Annotated in this window: 6 protein-coding genes and 1 pseudogene; 1 reads left to right on the top strand and 6 read right to left on the bottom strand. The window is 69.0% G+C overall.

The annotated features are described in order from the left end of the window. Nucleotides 1-27 precede the first annotated feature (27 nt). The 6 genes from ACRDP3_RS12705 to ACRDP3_RS12730 all read right to left on the bottom strand — a co-directional run bounded on the left by ACRDP3_RS12705 (nucleotide 28) and on the right by ACRDP3_RS12730 (nucleotide 5,188). A complete protein-coding gene (locus ACRDP3_RS12705) occupies nucleotides 28-1,263 on the bottom strand; it encodes a glycosyltransferase (RefSeq protein WP_431517011.1) in 1,236 nt (411 codons plus the stop codon). Nucleotides 1,264-1,436: 173 nt separating this feature from the next. Further along, entirely contained in the window at nucleotides 1,437-2,111 is a 675-nt protein-coding gene (locus ACRDP3_RS12710; RefSeq protein WP_431517012.1) for a hypothetical protein, read from the bottom strand. Nucleotides 2,112-2,134: 23 nt separating this feature from the next. After that, nucleotides 2,135-2,716, bottom strand: a complete 582-nt coding sequence (locus tag ACRDP3_RS12715; RefSeq protein WP_431517013.1) for a hypothetical protein — start codon at nucleotides 2,714-2,716, stop codon at nucleotides 2,135-2,137. Continuing rightward, nucleotides 2,713-3,966 carry a DUF7224 domain-containing protein gene (locus tag ACRDP3_RS12720; RefSeq protein WP_431517014.1) on the bottom strand — a complete coding sequence of 418 codons (1,254 nt, stop codon included), beginning with the start codon at nucleotides 3,964-3,966 and terminating at the stop codon, nucleotides 2,713-2,715. The genes ACRDP3_RS12715 and ACRDP3_RS12720 overlap by 4 nt, the downstream gene beginning before the upstream one ends. Nucleotides 3,967-3,970: 4 nt before the next feature. Further along, entirely contained in the window at nucleotides 3,971-4,714 is a 744-nt protein-coding gene (locus tag ACRDP3_RS12725; RefSeq protein ID WP_431517015.1) for an ATP-binding cassette domain-containing protein, read from the bottom strand. 63 nt (nucleotides 4,715-4,777) lie between these two features. Next, nucleotides 4,778-5,188: a hypothetical protein gene (locus ACRDP3_RS12730; protein WP_431517016.1), complete on the bottom strand. Its 411-nt coding sequence runs from the start codon at nucleotides 5,186-5,188 to the stop codon at nucleotides 4,778-4,780. Between the two features lie 362 nt (nucleotides 5,189-5,550). Here ACRDP3_RS12730 and ACRDP3_RS12735 point away from each other — a divergent pair. Continuing rightward, nucleotides 5,551-6,132, top strand: a pseudogene (locus ACRDP3_RS12735) (ATP-dependent helicase); the annotation flags it as partial.

Below are 6,132 nucleotides of genomic sequence, written 5' to 3' on the forward strand. Positions count from 1 at the left end.
GGTCCCGGCTCGGTGATCCCGCGTGGTTCACGCGGACACGGGCGGCCTTTCCCGGCTGACCGCGTCGAGCAGCAGCTTCGCGGCCACCGTCGCCCCGTCGGTGCGGATCGTGCCGGCCACGGCGGTCGCTCGTGCGCGGGTCTCGGGAGTCAGGGCCGTCCTGAGCGCGGCCGACAGGGACTCGAAGGCCGGAGTCGGACCGTCGTGTGCCGCGCCGATGCCCAGATCCGCCACCCGGCCGGCCCAGTACGGCTGGTCCGCCAACTGGGGTACCACCACCTGAGGCGTGCCCGCCCGAGTCGCCGTCGTCGTGGTGCCCGCGCCGCCGTGGTGCACGACGGCGGCCACCCGTCCGAACAGTGCCTGCTGGTTGACCTCGCCGACGACGAAGCAGTCGTCCCGGTCGCCGGTCAGGGCCAGGTCGGCCCAGCCGCGGGCCACGACCGCGCGGCGACCCTGCGCTCGGACCGCCTCGATGACCACTTGGGCGACGTCCGTCGATGCGTGCATGGGCATGCTGCCGAAGCCCACGTACACCGGTGGTGTACCGGCGTCCAGGAACGCCACCAACTCGGCCGGGAGTGGCCGTTCGTCGGGCAGGATCCACGCGCCGGTCTGGACGACGTCGAGGTCCGGCGTCTCCTGCCACGGGTCCAGGAACGGGTCCGTGGCCAGCCACGGCTGGTCGCCGATGACGTAGTCGCGGACGTTGTCCACCGGTGGCAGGCCGATCGACGCCCGGTTCGTGTTGAGTGCCGTACCGAACAGCGCGTTGATGCTCTGGGCGTCCAGATCCCACAGCACCCGGTTGTCGGTCACCTCCGGCGGGAGCGGCCGGCCCGGATACGCCAGCGGCGGGCGCCGAGGCGAGGGCAGGGTGAGCTGCTGGAAGGTCACGGACACGGAGTGGATGCCCAGTTTCTCGGCCACCGACCGCGCGCCGGCCGCGGCCGGCATCATGCCGGTCGCCACCAGCGCGTCACACCCCTCGGCCGCCGCGGCGACCGCGTTGAACTGGCTGGCGATCACTTCGGCCGCACGCTGGGGCAGGGATGACGGCGGCGGCGCCGCCTTCGTCAGCGCACGCGCCGACATGTAGACCGGCACCAGCGGCACGCCGACACCGGCAAGCCGCTGCGCGAAGTCCTCGTCCGGCGGCGCGCACACCCGCACCTCCGCGCCGAGTGCCCGCAGTCGCACCGCGAGTCCCACCAGCGGTTCGACGTCCCCGCGCGACCCATACGTCGACAACAGCACACGCATTTCGCGACACCCCGTTTCCGCAGATTCCGGCCTTGGCCGGAGATTCTGCGGCACGACCGGGGTCTTGCCGCAAGCCCCCGGGTGCGCTATACGTTGAGAGTGGCAAGGAGCGGGTATTCCTCCTTGCCATTCGTCGTTCGCTTCGGGTCAAGTGGTCGGCGCCTCGTCCCGCCTCAGGTCGGGCGCAGGTCAGCCTCGTGCACCGGGGCACTGGTCCATCGCCAGGATGTGCGGCGAGGGTGGCCGGGCAGTTCCGCGCGGCCGGTGGCCCAGAGCAGCGAGGGCCAAGGAGCCGCGTCCACCACTACATCCGGGAACAGGCGGGCCAGCACCCGTTCGCACAGGTCGGCCGGCGGCGGCTCCCAGCGAACGCCGAGGCCTTCGGCTACGTCGTGCGTGTGCACCAGCGTCTCCACGACGCCCATAGCGGCGAAGCCCTCAGGATCGGACACCCCGTAGGTGTGGTACGAGCGCACCTCCGGCGGCGTCGTACGCACCATGGCGACCAGCAGGGCAGCGCTGGCCTCCAGCACCTGCAGCAGCCCGGCGGGACCGGCATCGCGGACCGTGGAGATCGTGTTGGCGGGCCCGCCCGGCAGCCGTCGCGCATAGGCGAAGGGGACGTGGTCCGTCAACGGAGGTGTTTCGGGCCCCAGTTGTGCCGCGTAGGCGAACAGGTCGTCGCTGAGATGATCGACGGTGTCCCAGCAGTCCCACTCCAGCGCACCGGCCCGCGCACTCCAGTCCGCCTCCATCCCCCCGCGCAAGGCGGTGACCGCCAGTCGGACGGCGTGCTGAACGTCCTCGGCGGTGACCGGGTCACGGTCCGGCCCGTTGATTTCTGACATGTCGTGACCGTACCAACACGCCTCTACGGACGGCGTGGCCGGAGAAGGGAGGGCACGGCGGCGCACAGCAGGAGGGCTGTGGCCAGGACCGCGGGCAGAGATGTCTCCGTGTGCAGCGGCCATGCCCACCAGTACGGGCGTCCCCCTGGTCCGTTCCCGACGAGGCCGCACAGCACGGGCAACGCCGCCGCGACGGCCGGTCCGTAGGTCGGGCCCCAGAGCCGCTGCGCGACCAGCCCGGCCGCCAGGTAGCCGCACAGGTTACGCACCGCCCCCAGGGCGAGCGGGAAGTCCAGGAAGGCGGCCTCCGCCACACCGATGACGAGGGCGACGAGCAGGACCCCGAGCAGTCCGGCCAACTGCCATTGCCCCAGCGGTCGTACAGCGGTCGCGTGCAGCGCGGCGGGAGGCCGCGCCAAGCCGTACAGCAGCGCGCAGGCGGGCAGCGCGGGGAGGAGCAGGGGTACGGAGACTCCGCCGGCGTTGCCGGTGAAGAGCGCGGGAACCGGCAGCGCGGATGCGGACAGGAGCGGCGCCAGCAGAAAGCATGCGACGAGGGCCGCGGCACTGGTACCGGCTGCGTGAGCGCGCAGCCACCACGTCATGGGCGGTTGCCGTCGTTCTTCGAGGCGTAGGTCGCCGGGTCGAGTCGCGGTGTTGTGCCGCAGTGCCGGACGGCGCGCATGTTCCGTTCGTACCAGTCCTGTTGGGCCGAGCGCGGAAGACGGTGTGCTTTCTCCGCGAGCGTGACAGCGTCGCCGGGCATGCGTCCGGAGAAAGTCCCGGATCCGGTGCCAGCGGTAAGTGAGAGCCATATGTAGAGGACTGTTTGGGCGTCCTCTCGGCGACCTTCCGTGTCGTCCCCATCGGCGCACGGGGTGACATCTTCTGGAAGGACCGAGGTGGCCGTCTCTTCCAGGAGCCATTTGCGTTCCGTACGGACGTCGCTGAAGGCGAGGCGCCGTGGAAGGGTGACCCCCACCTGCGCCAACCGGGCTCCGGTCTGCCCCACTTGGCGCCGCAACGCAGCGCGTTCCGGCTCCTGCTCGGGCCACAGGCAGATGGCAGGGGCGTCGCCTGCGCACCGGTCGAGGTCTTTCTCGCGGGCCTGGGAGCCGTCGAATCCGAGAGGGACAGCGAGAATGACGGACGCAACGGTCCCGGTGGCGAGCACGGCGGCCGTGAGTCGTCTGCGGCCGGTACGGCCGCGGAGCATGGTCAGCAGCACAGCTCCAAGGATGGCGGTGAGGTTGAACGTGAGCGTGGCCGCGATACTGCGTACGGAGAGTTCCCGGTCGATGGTGCAACAGTCCCCCGTGCCCTGCCCGTTGAGGTGTCTCAACCAGGAAGGGCTCTCCAATGCCGCTGGCCAGAACCCCCAGAAGAAACCGCCCACCAGCATCACGGCGACTCCTGTCAGCTGGGGCAGCCGGTAGCCGACGATGTAGCCCACTGCCGTGTGCGCCAGGAGCGCGCCCAGCCATACGGCGATCAGACCGGGGTTCGGATGGCCAGGGGATTCCCAGGCATGCACGGTGAACCGGGCGGTAACGACGGTCTGTGCCAGCAGCCCGAGAACGAGCACCGGCACCAGCCGTTCCCATGCGAGGCGCACATCGCTGCGGACAGGTGCCCAACCGAGCACACGACCGCGGCGCATCCGCGAGCCCTCCCACGCGGCGCAACCTCCGCACACGGTGGTGACGAAACCGAATTGCACGGTCGCACCCGCAGCGGCCGTCTCCCAGACGTGCTCGTCGGTGACGTCCACGCCCGCCAGTACGAGCAGGGCAGGGATGAAGAAGAGTGCGACCCAGCCGGCCGGGCCGCAGCGCAGAACAGTGCGGATCAGCAACGCGTCACACCTCTCCAGAGACCAGGCCGCGGTAGGCAATTTCAGGGCGCCGCTCGGTTGTCGTGCTTTCCGGCGCCAGCGCGAGGAAATCCCGGATGTTTCCCCGGAACACGGCTTCACCACGGTCCATGACGATCACGGTGTCGTACATGTCCGCCAGATCCTCTGTCTGATGCGTGGAGACGACGAAATCGACCGAGGTACTCAGTTCGGCCAACAGGTCGCGAAAGACACCACGCTGGATCGGGTCCAGGCCTGCGGTCGGTTCGTCGAGCAGCAACACATCCGCGTTATGCACGAGGCATTGAGCGATCCCGAGACGGCGCATCTGTCCGCCGGAGAGCTGGTTACTGCGACGGCCGGAGAGATCCGCGAGACCCACCCTCCCCAGTGCCGCTGCGGCCCGGTCCCAGGAGTCACGGCGGGAGAGTCCCTTGACCCATCCCGCGTAGGCGACCTGTTCGCGGACCGTCAGGCCGGGCACGGGCGCGACATCCTGCGGCAGCCAACCCACCTTGCGCCGGTAGTTCCTGCGGTCTCGTCGCCGTGCACTGTCTAGGAGGCCGAGAGCCACGTGCCCGGAGCGCGGTAGGAGCACGGAAGCGCCCAAGGAGAGGGTCGTGGATTTCCCGGCTCCGTTGGGGCCGAGCAACACGGTGCAGCCAGCGGGTAATTCCAGGTCGAGTGAGCGCAGAACCGGCTCACCGGCCCGATAGGCGAACGTGCAGGAGACGTAGCGAAGAGGCACGGAAGATTCCCTGGAGAATGCCGTCCGGTCCGCCCTGTCAGGGCGGACCGGAGGCGCGCTTGATCAGTACTTGACGGAGATTTTCTTCACGTTCAGGTAGGATCTCGGCCGATCTTTGCCGTTCAGGTTGGAATAGTTAAAGTAATACTTTCCCTTACCGGGCTTGCCGAATTTCGACTTGTCGCATCTATTCTTGTCTCTCTTGATCACCTTGTCTGGGCGGAAGGGGATATCTTCCTTGAACTGTATGCCCGCGTACTTAAATCTTCCGTTGCTTACAGAACAGCGGGAGAATTCCACGCTGGTGGAACCTTTTCTGCTGTTCTTGGTCCAGTGGCGCGACTCTTTACCCGTCACCCATCCGCTGGCGGATGAAGTGAAGCCGCCTTCGGCCAAGGCGGGGAAAGCGGTCAATGCTCCGATCGCGACTGCTGCGCTTGCGATAACGGAAACTCGTCTCGTGGCAATTCCCATAAGTCATCCCCCTGTTGTGTTGTCACGCTGCGTGGTCGATTCGAACACTATATTTGGCGCAAGTGGCGGGCAACTCTCTTTTGGGTATGTGTGGTGGATCACAGCCGCAAAATTTTCTTCATTTCATTCCACTTAGTCCTGGCGGGGCCAGTCTTGCTGTGTATCGGCGGGCCGGTTCGTTTGTCTCGATCTGCTCCGCTTGGGCGGGCCAGCGCACTTGGGTCGGGGGTTCGTTTTGCGCCAACGGCTGGAATGGATCGTGGGAGTCGCGGGTGGAGAATGGTCGGGTCGGGCCCCGTAGACTCGTGAGCAGCTCAGACAGTGGGCGGGCACAGCACGAGGAGCAGGTGACGGTGGCGGGGATGGGAACGGCCCCGGGGGAGGGGATCGCGCGGTGTGCGGCGGTCTTCGTGCCGGGGGAGCCGGCCCGGGAGGGGAAGGTCGCCTTCTGGCGGCCTGACGGCGGGACGTTGCCGGAGCCCGGGCCGGGTACCCCGGACACGCCACCGTACGAGCTGACCGTCGCTCGGCGGCATGGAAACGGGGCCCGTGCCCGTACCGTCCCCGCCGTGCTGGTACCCCTGCCCGACGCCCTGCCGCCGCTGATCCGTGCCCGCCACGACCCCGCCGCCCACCCGGCCGCCGCCTGCTGGGGTGCCGCTGCCCTGCATGCTGTGCATCTCGTCGCGCGCGGGCGGCTGCTGCCCGGCCTGAGCGGTCCGGAGGACATCGACGCCTGGCGGGCCGGGCCGCTGGACGCGCAGGACGTCGCGCAGGTGCGGGCGATCGCCGCGGCCATGCCCGCCGAGGCCCATGCCGTGCCCGTGCCGGGCGGCAAGCCGCTGCGGCTCCCCGACCCCGAGAACCTGGTGCGGGCCCTCCTCGACGCGGTGGCCGACACCCTGCCGCGTACGCCCGCGGCCCCCTACGCCGCAGGCGAGCCC

It is taken from the genome of Streptomyces sp. (assembly GCF_050698815.1).
Classification (GTDB): domain Bacteria; phylum Actinomycetota; class Actinomycetes; order Streptomycetales; family Streptomycetaceae; genus Streptomyces.

Excerpts from the sequence above, each read along its gene's own strand:
- ACRDP3_RS12705 (WP_431517011.1), bottom strand. The coding sequence starts at position 1,263 with ATGCGTGTGCTGTTGTCGACGTATGGGTCGCGCGGGGACGTCGAACCG.
- ACRDP3_RS12730 (WP_431517016.1), bottom strand. The coding sequence starts at position 5,188 with ATGGGAATTGCCACGAGACGAGTTTCCGTTATCGCAAGCGCAGCAGTC.
- ACRDP3_RS12710 (WP_431517012.1), bottom strand. The coding sequence starts at position 2,111 with ATGTCAGAAATCAACGGGCCGGACCGTGACCCGGTCACCGCCGAGGAC.
- ACRDP3_RS12715 (WP_431517013.1), bottom strand. The coding sequence starts at position 2,716 with ATGACGTGGTGGCTGCGCGCTCACGCAGCCGGTACCAGTGCCGCGGCC.